Source organism: Martelella sp. UBA3392 (genome assembly GCF_002358775.1).
GTDB lineage: Bacteria > Pseudomonadota > Alphaproteobacteria > Rhizobiales > Rhizobiaceae > Martelella > Martelella mediterranea.
On record NZ_DEPM01000144.1, the window covers coordinates 76405 to 97613 of the forward strand.

22 protein-coding genes are annotated in these 21209 nt (G+C 61.2%); 14 read left to right on the forward strand and 8 right to left on the reverse strand.

The genetic code is table 11. From position 1 onward, the window contains the following. Positions 1 to 2 precede the first annotated feature (2 nt). From B4E36_RS10955 to B4E36_RS10975, 5 genes are all read left to right on the forward strand, one after another. Positions 3 to 557: a potassium-transporting ATPase subunit C gene (locus B4E36_RS10955; protein WP_292059289.1), complete on the forward strand. Its 555-nt coding sequence runs from the start codon at positions 3 to 5 to the stop codon at positions 555 to 557. Positions 558 to 743: 186 nt separating this feature from the next. Then, on the forward strand, positions 744 to 3461 hold the full coding sequence (locus tag B4E36_RS10960) for a sensor histidine kinase (protein WP_292059287.1): 2718 nt from the start codon (positions 744 to 746) through the stop codon (positions 3459 to 3461). Then, the gene (locus tag B4E36_RS10965; RefSeq protein ID WP_292059285.1) at positions 3458 to 4150 is read left to right on the forward strand and encodes a response regulator transcription factor; all 693 of its coding nucleotides are present in this window, start codon (positions 3458 to 3460) and stop codon (positions 4148 to 4150) included. Before B4E36_RS10960 ends, B4E36_RS10965 begins: the two co-directional genes overlap by 4 nt. Positions 4151 to 4212: 62 nt before the next feature. Next, a complete protein-coding gene (locus B4E36_RS10970; RefSeq protein WP_292059283.1) occupies positions 4213 to 4665 on the forward strand; it encodes a PTS sugar transporter subunit IIA in 453 nt (150 codons plus the stop codon). Positions 4666 to 5190: 525 nt separating this feature from the next. Then, positions 5191 to 5667: a hypothetical protein gene (locus tag B4E36_RS10975; RefSeq protein ID WP_292059282.1), complete on the forward strand. Its 477-nt coding sequence runs from the start codon at positions 5191 to 5193 to the stop codon at positions 5665 to 5667. Between the two features lie 30 nt (positions 5668 to 5697). Here B4E36_RS10975 and B4E36_RS10980 read toward each other — a convergent pair whose 3' ends face one another. Next, the gene (locus B4E36_RS10980) at positions 5698 to 6636 is read right to left on the reverse strand and encodes a LysR family transcriptional regulator (RefSeq protein ID WP_292059280.1); all 939 of its coding nucleotides are present in this window, start codon (positions 6634 to 6636) and stop codon (positions 5698 to 5700) included. A 122-nt stretch (positions 6637 to 6758) separates the two neighbouring features. Here B4E36_RS10980 and uraD point away from each other — a divergent pair, with 122 nt between their 5' ends. From uraD to B4E36_RS11005, 5 genes are read left to right on the forward strand one after another with little or no spacing between them, the layout of a single operon-like run. Continuing rightward, entirely contained in the window at positions 6759 to 7313 is a 555-nt protein-coding gene (uraD, locus tag B4E36_RS10985; protein ID WP_292059278.1) for a 2-oxo-4-hydroxy-4-carboxy-5-ureidoimidazoline decarboxylase, read from the forward strand. Positions 7314 to 7320: 7 nt separating this feature from the next. Then, a complete protein-coding gene (locus tag B4E36_RS10990; protein WP_292059277.1) occupies positions 7321 to 8316 on the forward strand; it encodes a TRAP transporter substrate-binding protein in 996 nt (331 codons plus the stop codon). 4 nt (positions 8317 to 8320) lie between these two features. After that, positions 8321 to 8806 (forward strand): TRAP transporter small permease, encoded by a 486-nt coding sequence (locus B4E36_RS10995; protein ID WP_292059274.1) that lies wholly within the window; start codon positions 8321 to 8323, stop codon positions 8804 to 8806. Continuing rightward, on the forward strand, positions 8803 to 10083 hold the full coding sequence (locus tag B4E36_RS11000; RefSeq protein ID WP_292059272.1) for a TRAP transporter large permease: 1281 nt from the start codon (positions 8803 to 8805) through the stop codon (positions 10081 to 10083). Before B4E36_RS10995 ends, B4E36_RS11000 begins: the two co-directional genes overlap by 4 nt. After that, a complete protein-coding gene (locus B4E36_RS11005; RefSeq protein ID WP_292059270.1) occupies positions 10083 to 10829 on the forward strand; it encodes an aspartate/glutamate racemase family protein in 747 nt (248 codons plus the stop codon). The genes B4E36_RS11000 and B4E36_RS11005 overlap by 1 nt, the downstream gene beginning before the upstream one ends. 345 nt (positions 10830 to 11174) lie before the next feature. Here the strand turns inward: B4E36_RS11005 and B4E36_RS11010 are convergent, their stop codons facing one another. The 6 genes from B4E36_RS11010 to B4E36_RS11035 form a co-directional block, all read right to left on the reverse strand. Continuing rightward, on the reverse strand, positions 11175 to 12413 hold the full coding sequence (locus B4E36_RS11010) for an HlyD family secretion protein (protein ID WP_292059269.1): 1239 nt from the start codon (positions 12411 to 12413) through the stop codon (positions 11175 to 11177). Then, a complete protein-coding gene (locus tag B4E36_RS11015; protein WP_292059267.1) occupies positions 12406 to 12879 on the reverse strand; it encodes a hypothetical protein in 474 nt (157 codons plus the stop codon). The genes B4E36_RS11010 and B4E36_RS11015 overlap by 8 nt, the downstream gene beginning before the upstream one ends. Positions 12880 to 13060: 181 nt before the next feature. Continuing rightward, entirely contained in the window at positions 13061 to 13852 is a 792-nt protein-coding gene (locus B4E36_RS11020; RefSeq protein ID WP_292059265.1) for a hypothetical protein, read from the reverse strand. Positions 13853 to 13932: 80 nt separating this feature from the next. Continuing rightward, positions 13933 to 14376: a DUF2721 domain-containing protein gene (locus B4E36_RS11025; RefSeq protein ID WP_345900337.1), complete on the reverse strand. Its 444-nt coding sequence runs from the start codon at positions 14374 to 14376 to the stop codon at positions 13933 to 13935. A gap of 135 nt (positions 14377 to 14511) precedes the next feature. Further along, positions 14512 to 16026, reverse strand: coding sequence for a DUF1254 domain-containing protein (locus B4E36_RS11030; protein ID WP_292059261.1), 1515 nt, complete (start codon positions 16024 to 16026; stop codon positions 14512 to 14514). A 170-nt stretch (positions 16027 to 16196) separates the two neighbouring features. Beyond that, positions 16197 to 17633, reverse strand: a complete 1437-nt coding sequence (locus B4E36_RS11035) for a DUF1254 domain-containing protein (protein ID WP_292059259.1) — start codon at positions 17631 to 17633, stop codon at positions 16197 to 16199. 28 nt (positions 17634 to 17661) lie between these two features. Between B4E36_RS11035 and B4E36_RS11040 the strand changes: the two genes are divergently transcribed. Further along, a complete protein-coding gene (locus B4E36_RS11040; RefSeq protein WP_292059257.1) occupies positions 17662 to 17856 on the forward strand; it encodes a hypothetical protein in 195 nt (64 codons plus the stop codon). Between the two features lie 222 nt (positions 17857 to 18078). On the opposite strand, the gene B4E36_RS11045 is transcribed toward B4E36_RS11040, so the two are convergent. Next, positions 18079 to 18273, reverse strand: coding sequence for a hypothetical protein (locus B4E36_RS11045; protein WP_345900339.1), 195 nt, complete (start codon positions 18271 to 18273; stop codon positions 18079 to 18081). Between B4E36_RS11045 and B4E36_RS11050 the strand changes: the two genes are divergently transcribed. The 3 genes from B4E36_RS11050 to B4E36_RS11060 all read left to right on the forward strand — a co-directional run bounded on the left by B4E36_RS11050 (position 18265) and on the right by B4E36_RS11060 (position 20860). Then, entirely contained in the window at positions 18265 to 19266 is a 1002-nt protein-coding gene (locus B4E36_RS11050) for an AraC family transcriptional regulator (RefSeq protein ID WP_345900338.1), read from the forward strand. The two genes, B4E36_RS11045 and B4E36_RS11050, sit on opposite strands and share 9 nt — an antisense overlap. Positions 19267 to 19397: 131 nt before the next feature. Then, positions 19398 to 20213, forward strand: coding sequence for a tyrosine-protein phosphatase (locus B4E36_RS11055; RefSeq protein WP_292059254.1), 816 nt, complete (start codon positions 19398 to 19400; stop codon positions 20211 to 20213). Then, positions 20210 to 20860: a 2'-5' RNA ligase family protein gene (locus B4E36_RS11060; protein WP_292059252.1), complete on the forward strand. Its 651-nt coding sequence runs from the start codon at positions 20210 to 20212 to the stop codon at positions 20858 to 20860. The genes B4E36_RS11055 and B4E36_RS11060 overlap by 4 nt, the downstream gene beginning before the upstream one ends. Positions 20861 to 21209 lie beyond the last annotated feature (349 nt).

Sequence of the window (21209 nt, forward strand, 5' to 3'; positions counted from 1 at the left end):
CGATGCAACTTCTGCTCTCAAGTATTCGCATTGCCGCGGCGACCATGCTGATATGCGTCGCGGGCTATGCAACAGCCGTCTGGGCCGTGGCCCGGGCGATCGCCCCCGACACGGCCAATGGTTCGCTGATCATCGGCGAAAGCGGCGCGGTCATCGGCAGCCGCCAGGTGGCGCAGGCCTTCACCGAACCCCGCTACTTCTGGCCGAGGCCCTCAGCCGTCGATTATAACGGCGCGGGCGCCGGCGGCAGCAACAAGTCGCCGACGAGCGCCGGTATCGCCGACCGCGGTCGCGCGATGGCGGAACTTTACGGCGCGACCCCAGACAACCCGCTGCCTGCCGATCTCGCAGCCGCATCTGGAGCAGGTCTTGATCCGCACATTTCCGAAGAGGGCGCACTCTATCAGGCCGGACGCGTGGCTACCGCGCGTGGACTGGAGAGGGCACAGATCGAGGAACTCGTCCGCAAGGCGGCGTTCTCGCCCGGCGGCTTCCTCAGCACGGACCGCATCGTCAACGTCCTTGAACTCAACATCGCACTGGACGCAGTGAACTGAGCGTGATTGTCCGCAGACCAAAAGCGCCATACCTATGCGATGACATGTCCATCGAAGCCGTCTTCGGGATCGAGGGTTCGCAGACGCGAAGGCGGCCTCATGGAAGTGGAACGGCGGACGGCTCGACAAGCGACTGCACTATCGGGTGGTTGCATTTGATGGCCTCAACGTGGCGGGAATAACGAGATGGGATCGGAAGAGACAGCGCGCGATACACGGCCTTCTCCTGACGCGCTGCTGGAAAAGGCGGAGCAGGAAACACGCGGTCGCCTGAAGATCTTTCTGGGCGCCGCGCCGGGCGTCGGCAAGACCTACGAAATGTTGCTGTCCGGCCGCGCCCGGAAGTCCGATGGCGACGATGTCGTCATCGGCGTGGTCGAAACCCATGGCCGGAAGGAAACCGAGGCCCTGGTTCGCGGTTTCGAGATCGTTCCAAGGACGAAGATCGAATATAAGGGCCGGGTCCTTGAGGAAATGGATCTGGATGCGGTGCTGGAACGCGGTCCGGCGCTGGTGCTTGTCGATGAACTGGCCCACACGAACGCGCCGGGCAGCCGACACCCCAAGCGATATCTCGATGTTCTCGAACTCCTCGACCATGGCATCGACGTCTATACGACGCTCAATATCCAGCATCTGGAGAGCCTGAATGACGTGGTCGCGCAGATCACGCGCATCCGGGTCCGGGAGACGCTTCCCGATTCCATTCTCCAAAAGGCCGATGACGTCGAGATCATCGACATTACCCCCGACGACCTGATCAAGCGGCTGAATGAAGGCAAGGTCTATGTTCCGAGGACCGCCAAGCGCGCGATCGAGAACTATTTCTCGCCGCGGAACCTGACAGCGCTGCGCGAACTGGCCTTGCGCCAGACGGCCCAGCGCGTCGACCAGCAACTCCTCTCCCAGATGCGCCAGAGCGCGATCGAGGGTCCGTGGCCGGCCGGCGAGCGGATCCTCGTTTGCGTCAACGAGGATCCGTGCTCGTCAGGGCTCGTGCGTTACGCCAAAAGGCTCGCGGATCGACTGCACGCGCCATGGGTCGCGCTCCATGTCGAAGGGCGGCGCACGCAGAGCCTGGACGATGATGGTCGGGATCGGATCGCCGCGGCGCTGCGTCTGGCCCAGAGCCTCGAAGGGGATGCGGTGACCGTTCCCGGCGGAGGCGGTCGTGTCGCCGCCGATATCGTGGCCTATGCCCGCGCCAACAACATCACCCATATCGTCATCGGCAAGAGCGAGCGGTCTCGGTGGTTCGAGATCCTGCATGGTTCCGTCGTTCACGAACTTGTCCGTCATGCCGGCGACATCAGCGTCGATGTGGTGGCCGGAAGCAAGCCTGGCGGCGTGCCGGCGTCCAGAGCCTCCGTCGCGGTCGCGGAACCGCGTTCGCGTCCGGACTGGAAGGCCTATCTGAAAGCGACGATGGTCGTTGCGATGGCGGTCGGCTTCGGCTTGGCGCTCTGGCCCTGGCTCGGCGTCGAACACATCGCGCTGATATTCCTGACCGGCGTGGTCACCGTCGCCGTCTGGTTCGGCCTGTTGCCATCGCTTTACGCCAGCGTGTTGTCGGCCGCCTGCTACAATTTCTTCTTCACCAATCCCTATCATACATTCCTGATTTCGCGACCGCGCGAGATCATCTCCGTCGTGTTTTTCACGATCGTGGCCGTGATCGTGTCGAATGTCGCCGCGCGCGCCAGGGCCCAGACGATCGCCGCCAAGGCGCGGGCCCGAACGACGGAAGCGCTCTATTCATTCAGCCGGAAACTGGCCGGAGCAAGTACGCTGGATGACGTGCTGTGGGCATCCGCCCATCAGATGGCCTCCATGCTCAAGGCGCGCATCATCATCCTTCTGCCGGAAAACGGCACGGTGGCGGTCAGGGCGGGCGTGCCTCCGGACGATACGCTTGTCGATGCCGACATCGCGGCGGCACGCTGGGCGTTGGAACATAACCGACCGGCCGGACGGGGGGCGGACACCTTGCCGGGCGCCGCCCGCCTCTATGTCCCCCTTACCACAGGCGAGACGCCGGTCGGCGTTGTCGGCCTTGACAGTGACAGGCAAGGACCGCTGCTCACGCCTGAAGAACAGCGGCTGCTGGATGCGCTGGCCGACCAGGCAGCGGTTGCGATCGAGCGTATCCAGCTTGTCGCGGACGTCGACAAGGCAAGGCTGGCCGCGGAAGCCGACAAGCTGCGCTCCGCATTGCTTGCCTCGATATCGCACGACCTCAAGACGCCGCTGGCGGCCATTCTGGGTGCTGCCGGAAACCTCCGTGACTATTCGGCGGCACTGAGCGAACAGGATCGCAACGACATGCTTTCCACGATCGTCGACGAGTCGGAACGGTTGAACAGGTTCATTGCCAATCTCCTCGACATGTCGCGGATCGAAACCGGCGCGATGGAGCCGAACGCCTCGCTGCAATATCTCGACGACATGGTGGGATCGGCGCTCCGCCGGGCGCAAAAGATGTTGTCGCGGCATCATGTCCGCACCGAACTGCCGGTGGATCTTCCCATGCTCAAGGTTGATCCCGTCCTGTTCGAGCAGGTGATCTTCAATCTCCTGGACAATGCGGCGAAATACGCGCCACCGCAGACCACGATCCGGATGCGAGCGTGGAAGGACGGAAAGTGGGTGATGATCCAGATACTGGACGAGGGACCGGGCATTCCGCCGGCCGACCTGGAAAGGGTCTTCGACAGCTTCCACCGTGCGCGCAAGCGGGACCACGTTCTCGCCGGCACGGGTCTGGGCCTTTCGATATGCAGGGGGTTCGTCGAGGCGATGGGGGGTACGATCACATCCGCCAACAGGACGGATCGCAGCGGCGCCGTCTTCACGATCCGGATGCCGACGCCGGCGAACCCGCCGAGATTGGGAGATGCATCATGACCAATCCAACCATCCGGATACTGATTGTCGATGACGAAGTGCCGATCCGCAAACTGCTGCGCGTTGGCCTGTCGGTCGAAGGTTACAAGGTCGTCGAAGCGATGAATGCCAGGGAGGCGATGGAGAGCGTCGCCGCAGGCGAGCCCGACCTGATCATCCTGGACCTCGGCCTTCCCGACATGCCAGGACATGACCTCCTGGCCAGATGGCGCAACGAAGGCGTCGAACTGCCGATCATCATCCTATCGAGCCGGACAGACGAAGCCGGCATCGTCAGGGCGCTGGAGCTCGGCGCCGACGACTATGTCACCAAGCCCTTCGGCACCAAGGAACTGGCGGCGCGCATCCGCGTCGCCTTGCGTCACAAGCTCCAGCAACAGGGCGAACGTCCGGTCTTCCAGACCGGCGCGCTCTCCGTCGATCTCGTCAAGCGGATCGTCAGGGTCGGCGAAAAGGAGATCAAGCTGTCGCCGAAGGAATACGACATCCTGCGCGTTCTCGTGCAACACGCCGGCAGGGTCATCACCCATCGGCACTTGCTCGAGGCGGTCTGGGGCGGCTCCGCCGACGTCCAATATCTCCGCGTCTATGTCCGCCAACTGCGACAGAAGATCGAACTGAGCCCCGACGAGCCGCAATACATCACGACGGAGACGGGCGTCGGTTACCGGCTGCGCGAAGCCGACTGATATCGACCTGGAAGCGCCCGCGAGCGCAGCCCACGGGGTCAAGCACTGGAAGTGAGTAGTATATGAAAATTTCCGAAGTCATGCGGCCGGACGATGTCCTGATCGATGTATCTGCCGCCTCCAAAGCCAACCTTCTGCAGCTGATGTCCAATCGGGCGGCGCAGGTCCTGGGCGTCGATCGATCGGACATTGCTGGCGCGTTGGAGCATCGCGAGAAGCTGGGATCAACAGGTTTCGGCGCCGGAATCGCCATTCCTCACGCGCCGGTTGAAGGCGTGGCTGCGCCGTTTGCGCTCCTGATCCGGCTTGCGAGACCGATCGCGTTTGAAGCGATCGACGATCGACCCGTGGATGTCATTTGTCTGATCCTCACGCCGCCCGGCGACCAGGCAGAGTACCTGAAGCTTTTATCCGCGATATCCCGCAAATTGCGGTCTTCCGAAACACTCAAGACCATCAGATCCGCCACCGACGCCGGGCAGATCTACGCCACGATCACGATGTGCGACGACTGACAGGTGTCGCACGGGGCGGTCTTGCGTGAAGTTCGCCACGATCGCGGCACCCGGACCAGTCATCAATCCTGACTTCGCCGCGCCACAAATCACAGATATCGGTCAGGCGGCTCAGCAAGCCGTTAATGGCCCATTTCGCAATGTCTAGCGAAATTCTACTTTCCCACGCTCAGCCGTCACGCCGTAAATGGACGCCCCGCTCTTTGTCCCAAAATACCGATAGCCGGTCGGACTGCCGCTTCCTTGTGGTCGAAAAAGAACGAGCGCACCCTTCATCGCGCTCTCCGTCGATCTCCTCAAACGGATCGTCAGGATCGGCGACAAGGAGGTTAAACTATCGCCGAAGGAAGATGACAAGCGTAGCAGCAGTGGCCAACGATGTCCTCGTAGGACTTGAAGACGCGGTTTACGACGGGGCGCTTGAGGAAGTCGAACGCCTCTGGGGGCGAAGAGCGAAACGCCCGAGGGCGGTCGGCTCGATGCGCTGGCGACGCTGATCAATGTCTATGAAGTGAGCACCACCCAATGGACCCGCCCAATCCGGTCGAGGCGATCAAATTCCGCATGGTGCAGCAGGGGTTGAGCCGCAAGGATCTGGAGCCTATCGTTGCGCCGATGGCCACCTTCTACAAGCATCTGAAGTTTGCCGGCGTACCCACCGTCACGCTTTCCGAAAGGGAAGTCAGCGAGCTTTATGTGGGTCTGAAGGGCACGATGAGCGTTGCTTTTCCCCAAGGACCTCGCCGCCAGGACGCATCGCGGCATTCGTGCCGCGTTGAGGAGGGCAATTCCGGCGGCGGGCTCTGCTATGGATACAACGTCGTCACGCTTTACGGCGAACTGGGTCAGCTCCTGTCTACGGGTTTGTCTGTATCGGTGGTTGCCGGTGCAGAATTTGGACACTGTTTTGTCAGCCCGGACGTTGGGCATCTCAAGTTTGGCAGAACTGGCCTGCGGCCTGCCTTCAGGCCACCATGTCAGGAATTTCGGTCTGAAAGATAACAAACCGGACAACACGCGCGCCCGGGATCGTCACGCCTTCGTCTCTCTTGCGCGCACTTCCGAGAGGATCCCAGCCACATCCTTTGTCAAAAGATCGGCCACCTTTGTGGCGATCAGTGGCAGGGGGCGGCGGGCGCTGATGCCGAGCGAGATGGTTTGCGGGCCGATGGTGAGCCCCTTCACCGGAATGGCGACCAGCGTGCCGTCGAGCAGTTCCTGGGCGGTGTCGAGTTCGGAGGTCAGCGCCACATGGCTGCCGGAAAGGACGAGCTGTTTTAGAAGCTGCAGCGAATTGGTCACCACGGGTGGGCGGTTCTCGGAAAAAATCCAGCCGTGATGGGCCTCCAGTATACGCCGGATCGCCAGCGCCGGGCTTTGTACGGCAATCGCGTGGTCGCGCACGGTGGCAAGCTTCACCTCCTTCCGGCCGGCGATCGGATGGCGGGGCGCGGCGATGCAATGGAGCGGCAGGTCGTCGGTCCAGAGGACATGTATGTCGCGCTGGGGCTTCATGTTGAAAGCCAGCGCGATATCGGCCTCGTCAGCCCGAAGCGCCGTCACGGCATCATCCGGCGTGGCGATCTCGACGTCGATGCGCACTTTCGGATAGACGTCGGCGACATGATGCAGGAAGCGCGGCAGCACGCCGTTTGCGAGGCTGTCCATCGCCACCAGCCGGATATGGCCGAGATTGACGCCTTGCATCTGCTTCACATCCGACCAGATGCGGTTTTCGTCGGCATTCCAGCGCCTTGCCAACACCACGAACATCTCGCCTGCGGGTGACAGCGACATGCCGGTGGCGGTGCGGTCGAAGAGCTGTACCTCGAGCCGCGCCTCCAGAAGCTTGATCTGCCGGTCGATGGCCGAGGCCGCGATGCCGATGGCGCGCGAAGCCGACTGGATCGAACCATGGGTCGACACCGCTTCGACATATTGGAGACTGCGGGGTACGAGATGAAGTGCCATGACCGACCATACTATAAATTAGAATGGAGAGTTACCTTTAATATCATGGATTGTCATGAAGGAATGCGCGTAGCATTGCGGTCAACAGAAGTGCATTGCAATCAGACCGGGCAGCCAAAGACATGAACAGCGCCATAATGACCCTCAACGCCGCAGCAGATGACCAGGCGCTTTCCATAATGGAGCCGCTTGTCGAGCGTTCGGCCTGGGTCTGCGAGGCCAGCCTGGCGGCAAGGCCGTTCGCCGACAGCGCGGCGCTTGCCGAAGCGCTGATGGAGACGATCTACCGCTCCGGCATGAAGCGGCAGCGCGCCCTCTTCGCCGTCCACCCCGAACTGGCCGGCAGCGAGGCCATGGCCGGCCGCATGACCGCCGCCTCCACCGGCGAACAGGCGCGCCTCGGCCTGCTTGCTCTTTCGCGGGAAGAAGCGGCGCGGCTTGCAGCCCTCAACACGGCCTACAGCGCCCGCTTCGGCTACCCCTTCATCATCGCCCTTCACCGCGTTCCCGACCTCGGGACGCTGTTCGAGACCTTCGCGCGCCGCCTCGATCACTCGGCGCTCGAAGAACATGCCCTGACCCTGGCCGAAATCGCCTCGGTGATTGAATCGCGAGTGAACCGGCTTTTCGGTGGTTCGCCCGCCTCCTCCCTAGCCCAAGCTGAAACCCTGGAGTAACCCAGCCATGAAAACAGTCCTTGCCCTTTTCGCCACCGCGGCGCTCGCCCTTTCGGGCGTCACCGCCGCTCATGCCAAGCAGACCATCCGCGTCGCCGGAAACTTTGCCGCCGAACATTCCTCATCGCTCGCCATGGCGAAATTCGAGGAAGAGGTCGAGCGCCTGTCGAATGGCGAAATCGACGTCAACATTTTCCCCGCCCAGCAGCTCGGCGGCGCGGCGGAAAACGTGCAAGCCGTGAAGCTCGGCTCTATCGAGATGATGTGGGTCGGCACCGCTTACCTCACCCGCACAGTGCCCGGTCTCGAAATCATCGGCCTGCCCTTCCAGTTCAAGGATCGCGAACAGGCCTTTTCCATCGTCGATGGCCCCGTGGGTGCAGCGCTTGACGAAAAGCTTGCCGATGAGGGCATGACGTCGCTCGGCTATATGGAGCTCGGATTCCGCCAGCTCACCAACAATGTACGCCCGATCGAGACGGTCGAGGATATCGAGGGCCTGAAAATCCGCCTGCAGCCAAACGAGACCCATCTCGCCACCTTCCGCGCGCTTGGTGCCAATCCGGTCGCCATGGATGTGAAGGAGCTCTATTCCGCGCTCGAACAGGGCGTTATCGACGGTGAGGAAAACCCCTTCGCCATCATCAATGTCGCCGGCTATGCCGAAGTGCAGAAATACGTCTCCAACACCGGCCACTTCTTCGACTTCATCTCCGTTGTCGGCAACAAGGAATGGTTTGAAGGGCTCGACAGCGATACCCAGCAGATCGTCATCGATGCCATGGGCACGGCGATCGCCTATCAGCGCGAACTCGCCGAAGAGCAGGATGCCGCAGGGCTTGACCAGCTTGTCGAAAAAGGCATGACTTTCACCGAGGTTTCACCCGAACTGGCCGCAGCACTGCGCGAGAAGACTGCAGGCGTGGCCGCCGACACGAAGAGCAGGATCGACCCCGATCTGGTCCAGCTGCTCGATGATGAAACCGCCAAATCCAATATGTAAACCGATGGTTTTCGACCACCTCTTCTCAAAAATCCTTGCGGGCGCCGACTGGTGCGCCCGCATCCTCGTCATGACGAGCGCCGCCGTCATGGTCATCGTCGTCTCTGCCCAGGTGGTGATGCGCTATGTCTTCAACAGCTCGTTCGACTGGGCCGATGAAATCAGCCGGCTCGCCTTCGTCGCGACGATCTTCATCGCCATCCCGCTCGGCATTCGCGAGGGAACCCATGTCAGCATCGACATGCTGGTCTCCCGCCTGCCGGCCATGCCGCGCCGGACCCTGGCGCGGCTGATGAACCTCATCGCCGCGGTGCTGATGATCATCGTGTTCTGGACTGCGATCATCACCGCGCAAGTCACCTGGTCGGAGCGCCTCGGCACGATCGATCTGACCTCGAGCGTCTTCTTCTTCCCGATCATCATCGGCGCGGCCCATGCCACGCTTCACCTTCTTTATCTTTCGCTCTATCCGGCGGAGCCAAGCCCATGAGCCTGATCGTCATCGCCAGCTTTCTGGCCCTTGCGTTTCTCGGCATGCCGCTTGCCTTTTCGCTTGGCGTTGCAGCGCTTGTCGGGCTCTGGATCGCGGGCTTCGACGTCAACGTCGTGGCGCCGCGCATTCTCAACGCCGTCAATTCCTTCCCGCTGATGTCGATCCCTCTATTCATGATCGCCGGCGAATTGATGCTGAAGGGCGGCATCATGGAACGGCTGATCGATTTCGCCAATGCCTTCATCGGCCGTGTGCGCGGCGGACTGGCCCAGGTCACCATCGTTTCCGGCGCGGGCCTTGCCTCTGTCTCGGGTGCAGCGGTGGCCGATGCCTCCGCCCTTGCCTCCACGCTGGTGCCATCACTGAAGAAGCAGTACGGCCTCGGCTTTTCGTCCGGCATTGTCGCTGCCGCCGCCAATCTCGGGCCGATCATCCCGCCATCCGGCGCCATGATCGTCTATGCCTTCATGGCCGGTTCCTCGGTTTCGGTCGGCGGCATGTTCATGTCGGGCGTCATCCCCGGTATCCTGCTGTTTCTGACCTTCATGGCGCTTTGCTGGTTCATCGCCTGGAAGCGCGACTATCCGCTGGCGGGCCAACCCATCACATTTTCGAATATCTGGCTCCAGACACGCCGCAACCTCGTCGTCTTCCTGATGCCGGTCATCGTCATCGGCGGCATTGTCGGCGGCGTGTTCACGCCGACGGAAGGGGCCGCCGTCGGTGTCTGCTACGCGCTCTTTCTCGGTTTCTTCGTTACACGGCGGCTCAAGCTCGCAGACCTGCCGCATGTGCTGCTCGATGCGGCGAAGACCTCGGCGCTGGTCGGCGCGATGATCGCCTTTGCCGCGACCGTCACCTTTCTCTTCACCATCGACCTTCTGCCGATGAAGCTCGCCGGCTTCATGCAGGGGCTCACCGACAATCCGTTCGCCTTTCTCTGCCTGATCGCCGTGATGTTGCTGGTGGTCGGCATGTTTCTGGAATCGAACGCCGCCTACATCATGCTGGTGCCGCTGTTCCACCCGGTCGCCCTGCAATATGGCATCGATCCGCTGCATTTCGGATTTCTCTTTGTCCTCAATCTGGTGATCGGCATGCTGACGCCGCCTGTCGGGGTGGTGCTGTTCGTCATCTGCGGCGTGACAGGGGTGAAGATGGGCGAACTGGTGCGCGAAAGCTGGCCCTTCATCGCCGCCATGTATGCCGTGCTGCTGGTCTGCATGATTTTTCCCGGCGTGGTGACATGGCTCCCGGAAAGGCTCGGCTACTGATGCGACTCCTGCTCATCAACCCGAACACGACGGAGGCCCTGACGGAACGCCTCGCCGCCTCGGCCACCACAGTCCTGCCACCCGACGCGGAGCTCGTGACAATGACCGCAAGCCGGGGCTTTGCCTATATCTCCTCGCGCGCGGAAGCCCAGCTTGCAGGGGCCGAGGTGCTATCGATGCTGGCGGAGAAGGCAGGCACATTCGATGCGGCAATCATTGCCGCCTTCGGTGATCCGGGCCTCAGTGCCGCCCGCGAGCTCTTCGATATTCCCGTCACCGGCATGAGCGAAGCGGCAATGCTAACCGCGCTCTCTCTTGGGGAGCGCTTCGCCTTCGTCACCTTCACACCGCAACTTGCCCCCTGGTACGGCGAACAGGTGACACGGATGGGTCTCGGCGGCCGGTTTGCCGGAACCTTCACGCCGGAGGACAGCTTTGAAGACATCGGCACGGTGGCCGAAGATCTTCGCGAGCCACTGCTCAGGACCTGTATCACCGCCAGTCGAAAGGCAGACAGCCTCATCCTCGCCGGCGCCCCGATCGCCGGCCTTGCAAGCGAAATCGAAAATGACGTCCCGGCCATGCTGATCGACCCGATCAGGTCCGCAACCATCCAGGCCGCAGGCCTCGCCCGCCTCTACCCCAAAGGCGCCAGTCGCGGCAGTTTCAAACGCCCGCCGGCAAAGCCATCAAAGGGCATCGACGCCGTTCTTGCCAGTTGGATCGGACGCGAGGAGGAGCCTTGAGCAGGCCTTCGCGTGGCTCACAGCACGACATTGACCGATACCCTCGTTGAAACCGATGCCGCCTCCCGAGGCGAAACCAAGCCGATTGTGCGCATGTCCGCGAACCTCAATCTCAAGCCTGTCGGAGAGCGAAAGAGTATAATACCGGATCAAGCTGTTCGTTCCGTCTTAGCGCAGAATCTCGAACTGCTCTTGTTCCCGCCCCTATTCCTTTCCAATGCAACTCGCCGCCTCCAAGGATGCGCAATCTGAGCCTTTGGTTGACCGCCCACCTCAACTGCAGGCGCTGCCACGGAGCGACAGCTCCATCTTTGCAACCCTCTCTCGATGACACCCGTTGCCCGCTCAATGGCCGCCGGAGAAGACCAGCTGGTTGACGGGCAGCATGACGACCTCCAGGCGCAGCAGCGCCGCATGCAGAATGCCGACGGTATCGATCATGTGCAAGAGCAGGCTGTGACCGAAGCCGATGTTCGGGTCCTTGTACTTGTCGTAATTGCTCGTGTAGACATTGGCGATGCAGGCGCTGCCCGGCGGGATCGATGCGGCCTGCCCTTCATAAAGCGGACTGAGCCGCACGATGACCGTGCCTGGATTGCCGCCGCGATCATTGACGTCCATCAGCGAATCCGACGGCCTGAACTGACCGGCCGCGATGACGTCCTGCACGGCATCGACAACGACCGGAATGATCTTGAACGGATCGGTGGCGCATGCCAGCTCGCCAATCATGCCGGGATGGATGACCTGTGCCGTCAGCTGACCGAACCCGGCAACAAAGACACCCTCCTCCTGATCCTGGGGCACGAGGATGCCCGCGGGCCGCACGAACGGATTGACGACGTCGCCGGGACGCAGTTGAAACTGCTGGATATTGCCGGCAATACCCGCCCTGACGCTGCGCTGGTCGAGCGCGACTTCCGCCTCCTGCAACGCGGCCTCCGCGCCTGCCTTCTGGGTGGGAAGCAGGGTTTCGATGCGCGCCCCGACCGCGCGCTGATTTGCAAGGGCGACATCCAGCGCGCTCTGTTTTTCGGAAACGCTGCTCTGCAAGGCATCGATGACCCTTTGGGCCACGGCATCCGCATTTCTCTGCTGGAGACCCAGATTGCGATCCAGCTCGATCTGGGCGTGATCAAGCGCGCTGCGCGCCTGTTCGACCGTGGCTCTCGCCGCCTCAAGCTCCTGCTCGGCAACGGCCTGCTGCGCTTCGACCTCGGCAACCTTCTCACGCGCAGCGCTTACCGCTGCCTGCTGCTGCCGGTCATCCAGGGTGAAGATCACGTCTCCGGCCTGCACCGTATCCCCGGTTTTCACATAGACTTCCGTCACCCGGCCGGGTGTGTCCGGCAGAATCGAGACCGTGCGGAAGTAGGAGGATACGGTTGTCGACGTCGGATGGTAGAAGAAAACCGTTGTGATCAGCAGTATCGTCAGCACGGTGCAGCCGGTAATGCCCCAGCGCAATTCGTACCAGACGGTGAAGAGATTGATCTCGCGGCCGAGGCGCTTGCCCTGCTTGTAGCGACGGTAGAGAAAATCGGGCAGAATTGTAAAGAGAGAGCAGAACAGCAGCTCAAGCATGACCGTCGTCCTCCTTCTTCGGCGGCTCGTCGGGCGTTTCCGCTGTGGGGGCGACATCCTCGGTCGTCGGGACTTCGGGCTGATCCTTCTCCTCGCTTTGCGGAACGTCCGCCTCGCGCAGGTCCCGGCCATGGGCAATTAGGTGCAGCGAATGCGCTATCGAATTGACAGGCGTGAGAAAATCGGGAATGCGCACCGCCACGATCAGGAGGGCGGCAATCCAGAATATGTTATTGTGGGTGAAGAGCGACAAGAGCGCGAGCACGCCGACCAACTGCAGTTGAAAGGCGTTGCTGCTGTGCGCCATCCGTTCAGGCAGAGCGTGCAGATAGAGATAGAACACACCGATCAGCACAACCCCGACAAGCGCCAGAATGATGATCCCGACCATGAGAACGTCGGTCTGGCCCGGCCCTGTAATATAGAACGGCAGATGGCCAACCTGCTCAGGTGCTTGCGTTTCCATTCCCCACCTCACTGTATCCCTTGATCCCACGGACCATGCCTTGCTAAGGCGACCGCGCGTCCCCCAGGATTCGCGCCCTCGTTTACCCTAATCGAACTGCTTCGGCCAAGCCAGCCGCCAAATGCGCTTTGTCAAGAAAGCATGTGATTTCCCAGGCATCGGGATCATATGCAGGAGATACTCAAAACCGCAGCGAAAGCCCGATGATCGGGCCTTGCTCCACAACGTTGAAGACGAAGCCATCGCTGTTGTAGTCGACCCCGAGGGCGCGGTATCCGGCAACCGCTGAAACCGTGTCGTTGAACCGGTAGCCGATCGTCGCAGCCACATCCCAGTCGAGATCGGCGCCGCCGGCGCCGATAAAGCCCCACCCGGTCAAATAGACTTTCGGCGTGAGGAAATAGCTGCCGCGAAGGCCCGCCATGGCATCCACCCATGTGGCGCTGTCGCTTCTAGACCGGCCGTCGAAAACGCCGCCGGTGATGGAAAGCGTGCTGTCGACGGACCAGACCCGCAGACCGCCGACGACTTCAAGCCGGTATTTCTCGTCCTCCGCGAAGGTGTAGCCGGCGCCGAGCAGGCCTGCGAAAGTGCTGGTTTCCAGCTTGACGGAGGCGGCGGTGTTTCCGACCGGCGAACCGGTCTGACCGGACAGCTTGATATAGATGGCATCGCCGATCACGCTGTATGGCCCGTAGCGCGCTTCGCCGATCGCCATCAGGCCGATATCGAGATGGTCGAAGATATTGTCGAAACTTGCGTCGACGCTCACTTGCGGAAGCCCGAACTGGGCAATGTCTCCCGAAATTCCGGCAGCCCAGAAATACGGCGCGAACGTAAACGTCCAGCCCTCAGGCGTGGAGGCCTCCTGGATGTTCGGCGTCATCGGCAGGTAGATGTCTGCTGCCCGACCCTGCTGAAATGCCAGGCAGACGCCGATCGCGGCAAGAGACGAAACCAGGCGGATTTTCATGTTGTCTCCCATAGTGTTGTTGGCATGCGGATCGGTTGTTCAACCGCCATCACCGGCTTTGTCCTGCCGGACTTGTCCGATCATTCATGCCATCTGTGCATTCGATCCATTCTCAACTGCCGCAACATCGTTCGGGCGCAGACCAGCAGCTCGAACAGAAATGCGACGAGCGACGCAATCAGCGATACGATCGCGCCGCCGAAGAGCCACAACAGGTTTTCCTCGCGCAACCCGATCTCGAGCGCGCCGGCCAGCAGGTTCAGGATCGCGCTTCCCGTGCAGATCGCCGCAACCGCGCCGAGGATCATGGCGACCACAAGCGTCAGCGCCCTTAGCCGCAGGTCCGGGTCCTGTTCGCGCAGCGCCCGTCCGCTGTCCGCAATCTCGTTCAAACGGTCCGAAACTCTCCCCAGACGTATCGTATAGATACTCACAAAGCCCGCGGTGCCCGCCAGCAGGAAGACGGGAGCGAGGGATGTTTGCACGATCGCGACGAGATCGCTGACGATGGGTTGTTCGTTCACCAGGGCCACTCAAAACCAATTCACGCCGCCAACCCAATCGGTCTGCTTTCAGACAAACGATGCCGGGCCATCGGGTCGACGGCTTGGAAATACCGGCGTCCGGCGCTCAATCCCTACGTCGGAAGCGCTATCCATTCAATCGACCCGTTCGATTTCACCCGGTTTCCACGACTTGTCAAACCATGATTCCAATGGACCATAGAGCCGCAACACGACATTCCACCCCTTTCCTGGCACCGTCTGAACCCAGTTGGTCTCGTGGCCTTCCGGCGCCGTCGGGCCGAACCAGATATCGACGGACGAGTCGGCGTTGACGACGATATCCTTCTTGTCACTGCCGATGCTCGGAAACGGCTGGTCGGTCTGCAGCATCGAGCGGGTCTGGTTGTCATAGACAACGAGCGACCAGAAATCCTTGGCCGGGATGTTCGGGGGCAGATGAAGCCTGTAGGTCGAACCGCCGTCGAAAGGTTTCTTGTCGCCATCCATGGTCGCGGCCGCATATTGTGAACCGACGCCGACGCGCTTGATCGCCATAGCCGGCGTTATCCCGGTCGCGTAATAGTGAAACAGCGTCCGGGCGTCGAGGAAACGAACGCCGGGCTCAAGAAGGAACTCATAGCTGCCGCCGACGAACCCGGTAAACCAGGCGCTGTCGGGATAGTAATAGGCCTCCTCGATGCGTGTCCTGAAGGTTATCGTGCGGGCCGTGGCGTTGCCAACGGCCACGGCATCGGTGAGGATCTTCTTCATCCGCCCGTCGGGCGCGAAAGGCTTGCCCTTGACGATCCCGATCGCGGCGAGCTGACCGAGCACCTCGGGATGGTAGGCATCGTTCGGTTCATGCTGAACGATATCGTTCACTTCCTCGTAGAAATGGAAATCATTGGCATGGATGGTGTTGAACACCTTTCCGGACGCATTGATGAAGGTCATCAGCGGCGGGTTGTCGGCTTCCGACAGCGGGTAAATCCTGGTGAACTTCCTGGTGTTGTCGACCGCCGTCTTGGTGCTTCCATCCTCCATGAACCCCCTGAAGAACAGAAGGTTTCCGTAGGTGGGCGAGCGCAGCACGAAATAGCCATCCGGCACCTCGCCGTCATAGCCCGGGGGCAACAGCAGATACTTGCCGCCCTTGCCCTTGTCAGGACCGGCATTGCCAATATCGCCGACATATTCGAACCAGTGGCTGTCGATGAAGCCGAGGATGTTCGGCGGCGTTTCGATCACCAGCGGCCCCGCCTTGGTGTCGAGCCAGGCCAGATTGTAGACGCTTTCCGTGTTCCCGGTCAGGAACAGCGAATGCGAGTCCATCAGATCCTCGAAAACCAGAACGGACTGGTTGTTGTCCGCGCCCTGGCTTGCAAACCCGACCCGCATCGCTTCCGCCGAAGCCCCGGGCATGGCGTTCAGGAATGCCTCGACGCCGCGCATGAAATCAAGGTTGTCGTAGACCAGGTTCGCGGTGGCATCGTCCGGATAGCCGTCGAAGAAGTTCAGCGTTCCAAGACGGGTCTCCACGCTTTCCGGCGTGACAATGGCTTCAGGGATGGGCGTCGTCATCTTCATGACGGGCGGCGTCTCGGCGCGGACTGCGCCCGCAAGCATCACCGCAAAAGTGACGCAGACCAGGTTTTTCATGGGCACCATTGTTCTCTTTCCTCCACGTGGGCATCATTCCGCCTGAAACCGCTTGCGCCATCCGGAAACATCAGTCCCGAAAGGTTTGATGGCATTGCGCGTCGAAGACCGGACGGAAGCGCCGGGCCCGGTCCTCGCCGGCTGTCGCGCCGCCACATGAGCGGCGCGAGGCCATCTGCCTATTTCGCCGTTTCGAGGGCCGGCGGCTGCCACGTACCCTGCCCGACCGGCAGGACGGAGGGTTTTCCGGTCTTCGGCCAATACATGCGCATCGCCAGATAGATCGGCCCGTCCGGCGCCGGAAGCCAGTTCGATTCCTTGTCCGCGCCAGGAGTGTCCTTCTGAATGTAGAGCGTCAGCGAACCATCCGTATTCTTCTTCAGTTCCGGCAGCATCGGCGAATTGATCAGGTAACGGTTGATCGGATTCTCGATCAGCAACTGCGTCTTGCCGTCGTACATGGTGATCGACCAGAACGCTTCGACCGGCGGCAGTTCTCCTGCCGGAAACGTCAGCGTATAGCTTTGCTTGCTGCCATCGAGCAGGTCGCCATTGGCGAGGTTCCTGCCCAGGATGTAGACCGCCTCGGCGGCATCATTGCCATAGATGCCGGCGGACGCGCCCGCCGCCCGTTTGATCCAGTCGCCGTCGATGAACGCGGCATCACCCCAAAGATCGCTTATCGACCACCCATTCGCCTTGTACAGCTTGTCGGCGAGGTACGCCTTCACCTTTTCGTCCCCGTCACGCATGCCGAGCGCGACTTCGAGCCGGTGCTCAAGCGGCAGGTCCTTGAACTGGAACGACTTGCCCGGGCCGACGCCGATCTTGGCGAGCTTGGCGCGGATCTCCGTTTCGGCGGAAGACGCGGGGGCGAACTGAAGTGCGAAGTCCAGATATTCGAAGAAATTGGTCTTGACGAGTTCCTTGTCGACCTTCGGGAAATCGACGGCCGGGGCGGCCGCCGGGGCGGGTTCGCCAGCGTAGGCGGAAAGCGTCTGCACCTTGTAGCCGGCCTGGACCTTTTCGACATTGGGCATGTCATCGGGGCCGAAGAGCTGCGTGCGATAGATCGCCAGCGAAAACTGCGTGGACGCGCGGAACACCTTCTTGATACCCTCCGGCGTCTCCCCGCTCCAGTCCGGACCGGCGATCATGTAGTCGCCGGCGTCGCTGCCTGTCGCGCGGCTGCCGATGTAGCCGAAATTATAGGTATTGCCGTCGACCAGCTGCACCGAGTAGTAGCGCTTGTCGACCGCCGGGACCGACAGAACGACCGGTTCCGCCCGCAGATCGAGAGACGCAACCGAGTAGGGCGTATCGCTGTTCGGACTGATGATCGTCGTGTCCTTGTAAGTGTAGACCCGCGCCTCGTTCTTGATCTCGTTGAAGGGGGCCTTGAACTGATCTGAGTCGCGATCGACCGCATAGTCGTACATGATCGCGTAATTCATCACGATCGGCAGCCCGTAGACGTAGCCCTCCTCGGCGATCTGCTTCGCCTCGACAATGCTTGGCCAGTCTTCTGCATTGGCCGTCTGCACCGAAAATGCGACGAGAGACCCCGCCAGACCCAGCAACACCTTGCCGGCAAGCCTGCCAGTTTGCATCATCATAGCTCAATCCTTCCATGGAGCATTTACGGTGAAGAACCGGATCACCGGCGATGCTCTTTCTCTTTGTTTTCATGCGCGTCCGGACCGAGACCCGGCATCCACTTTTATGAATGCGCTCCACAAGGCTCGCCACGGCGCATGGCTGCCGGTCAATCAAGACGGGCGATGCCGCCCGAAAATGCTTGGGGATACAGGCAAGACGAAATATTCTCCCTTTACTTGAGGGAGAAGAATCTCAACTGTATCCAGATCTGTCATTTGCGTGAAAGGCACGACCATTAGAAACATGACGGGCGACGACTGATCGGCTCGCCTGATATTCACGTGTCGATGGCCTGTGGCTTACGCGGCTAAGGTCGTATCTGTGCGCATGCCCTGAAGGAGACTTCGCTTCTCAGGAACATCCACACGACAAGACGTAGCAACGAAAGAAATTCGCAACCACTCATTTTGCGCCAAACTCGCCTCCGACGTAGGATTTGCAGATATGACTGAAATACCCGTCATTTCCAGCCGCATACTGCATGGCGTACCCTACTTTGTCCGTCAGGAACTGGGGGAGCGGGCGCTGCGGCAGGCCAATCGCGCCGCGGGCTTCGATCTCGAACTTCTTGAAGATCAGAACTGTTTCATTCCGCATGCGGCGGTGGTCTCGTTTCTGAACGCCGCGGCAAAAGCGGCGGGCGAACCCAATATCGGCATCCTGATGGTGCCCGCGATGAATGCCGCCAATTACGGCAGCTATGGTCGCTACCTACTTGGCGCGGAAACGCTGGGCCTTGCCATTGAGCGGGCGATCACCGCCCTGCCCTATCACAGCACGGGCGATGGAATGTCGGTCGCCATTGTTGGCAACGAAGTGCGATACAGCTATGCTTTTGCCCTTGCCGGCTGTGAGGGGTACGACGCGATCGCGGTTGCGGCGGCCGGCGTGCTTCTCAGCGTGATGAGAGCCTATCTGCCCGCCGACTGGAAACCGCTACGGGTGGAACTCGACATCGCCAAGCCCCGCCAGACAGCAGCGTTCGAAACGGTGTTCCAGTGCCCCGTCATCTTTGGAGCGCGAGCAGTGACGGTTGTGATCGAACGCCATCATCTCGCGGCGACGGCACGCCGTGACGCAAGATCGATCGTCACCATCGAGGACGTAATGAGAGCAAGGCGGGGCGGCGCTCCGCGCGATCTGCTGGACGTGGTCATCGAGCAGATCCGCACGCAAGTCCGCACCGGCCGCGTCTCTCTGGACAGCACGGCGCGCGCGATGGACACCAGCGTGCGGACACTGCAGCGCGAGCTGAACCGGACCAGCGCCGATTTTCGCGGCATGGTGAATGCGATCAGGACCCAGAGGGCGATCGAGCTGCTTCGACACACCGAGGGAACGATCACCGCGGTTTCGGCTGAAATGGGATATTCCTCCCCCGCCAATTTCGCGCGCGCGTTCAGAAAGGTAACCGGCTTCGGACCACGGGAATTTCGGACGAGAGACTGGCCACATGGCGTCGCAGAACAGTTTTCGTCCCCCCCGCCCGGAGAAAACGCTGTTCGCGGCCCCGAAGTTCGCGATGCGTTCAGCGCCTTTTCCGTCATGGCGAAATCCGGATCAGGCGGAAGCAGCGGATCCGTGGCGTGAAATGAATGGCGGCGGCCCGCGAAATCTGTTGTCCTGCCGCTTCGGCAAAGCTCGGCTTCAAGGGTTCATTGGGGCCAAGCGAACGGGACCGCGCGGTTTGCGCGACCGGGCAACAGGAACAGGAGAACCGAATGCACGCAACGCACCCGCCCGGTACGCAGATAGATATCCTTGCCGTCCACAATCTTCGGGATCTCGGAGGATGGCCTGCCGGGGACGGGCGCCGGGTGCGTTCCGGCCTGATATTTCGCTCAACCGACCTTCATGCCGTCGCCGACGCCGGGCTGGAGGCCCTGGCGAGGCTCGGGCTGCGAACCATTGTGGACCTGAGGACGGTCGCGGAGCGGGAACCGCAGCCCGACCGGCTGCCGGACGGAGCGACACAGCTTTTTTGCGACGTCCTGGCCGATGCCCGGAACGCGGCGCCCGCCATGCTTCCCATGATCATGGCCGATCCCCGAAAGGCGGGTGAACTTCTTGGAGACGGAAAGGCCGAAAGCCTGTTCGCGCAAGGATATCGCGACATCGTCTCCCTTCCGAGCGCCCTCGACGCCTTTCGACGCTATTTTCTGGCCCTGGCAGACGAAACCCGCCGGCCTCTGCTCTTCCATTGCGCAACGGGAAAGGATCGCACCGGATGGGCGGCTGCCGCGACATTATCATTGCTGGGCGTCTCGCAGGAGGATGTCTTTCAGGACTACATGCTCACCAACCTGCAGCTATTGCCTGCCCTTCAGCCGGTATTCGACCGGTTCGCGGCGGCCGGAGGCGACCCGGATTTGCTGAAACCGGTGCTCGGGGTTCAGCCCGCCTATCTGGAAGCGGCGTTCGAGGAGATGCGGAGAACCTTCGGCTCACTGGACGCATATTTTGAGGACGGGCTGAAAATCGAGAGCGGGACACTCCGCGAATTGCGGGTGGCGCTCACCGAAGAGCGTACGACATGAATGACCTCACAGCCATCGACATCCTCGTCGAACCGGACAGCAATGCGATTGAGCGGGTCAGCGCCGAGAACAGCCGGCTGCGCGAGGCATACCCGGAGGGATTTGGGCTCGATGTCCTGCACATGCCGCACATCACATTGCTGCAACGCTATGTATGGTCGGAGCGGCTTACCGAACTGTTCGCCGCAGTCGAGGAGGTTGTGCAAGCCGTCAAGCGCGACAGCCTGTCGTTCAAGGCGACCGGACTTGGCCACATGCCGATTTCCACCATACCCGGCCATGGCCTTGCGGCTACCGTGGTTCAGCCTGGCCCCGAGGTACTGACCCTGCAATCCGCTTTGATCGATGCGGTCGCGCCTTTCACGGCGGACCGGGGCGACGCACGCGCATTTGTGACAACCGAGGATGAGCCGCATATAAACGCCGACACGCTCGACTATGTCGCCAACTACGTGCCGGTTCACAGCGGCGCGAATTTCATTGCCCACATGACCGCAGGCCTGGCGCCTCTGGACTTCCTCGAAAAAATCGAACGGCAACCATTCGACGCGTTCGATTTTCATCCTGCCGGCTTCGCGATCTATCAACTCGGCAACAACGGAACGGCGCGAAAGAAGCTCAGAACATTGCCCGTTCATATGGGCTGACGCGCTGACGCTTCGAACTTACCCCGACAACTGGCTTGAGAGAGGCAACTATCGTCCTCAGGAACGCTGGCCCCACAGCGTTCAGCAAAGAAAGCGCGGAGATCTGATCGAGAATATTTTCTGACGCCTTCGCAAGACGGCGCGGGTCTCGATATCGACCTTCATGGTGCGATTGCGGGCCTGCCACATCTTGCGACGGGTGTTTCGGGGCAGAATAGCAAAAAAGGCCTCGCCGGCTGAGAGCGAAGCCTTTGATATGATTGATAAAACAGTGTTGGTTGCGGGGGCTGGATCTGATCACAACTTGCGCCCCGAGCAAGTAAAGATGGTTGCGGGGGCAGGATTTGAA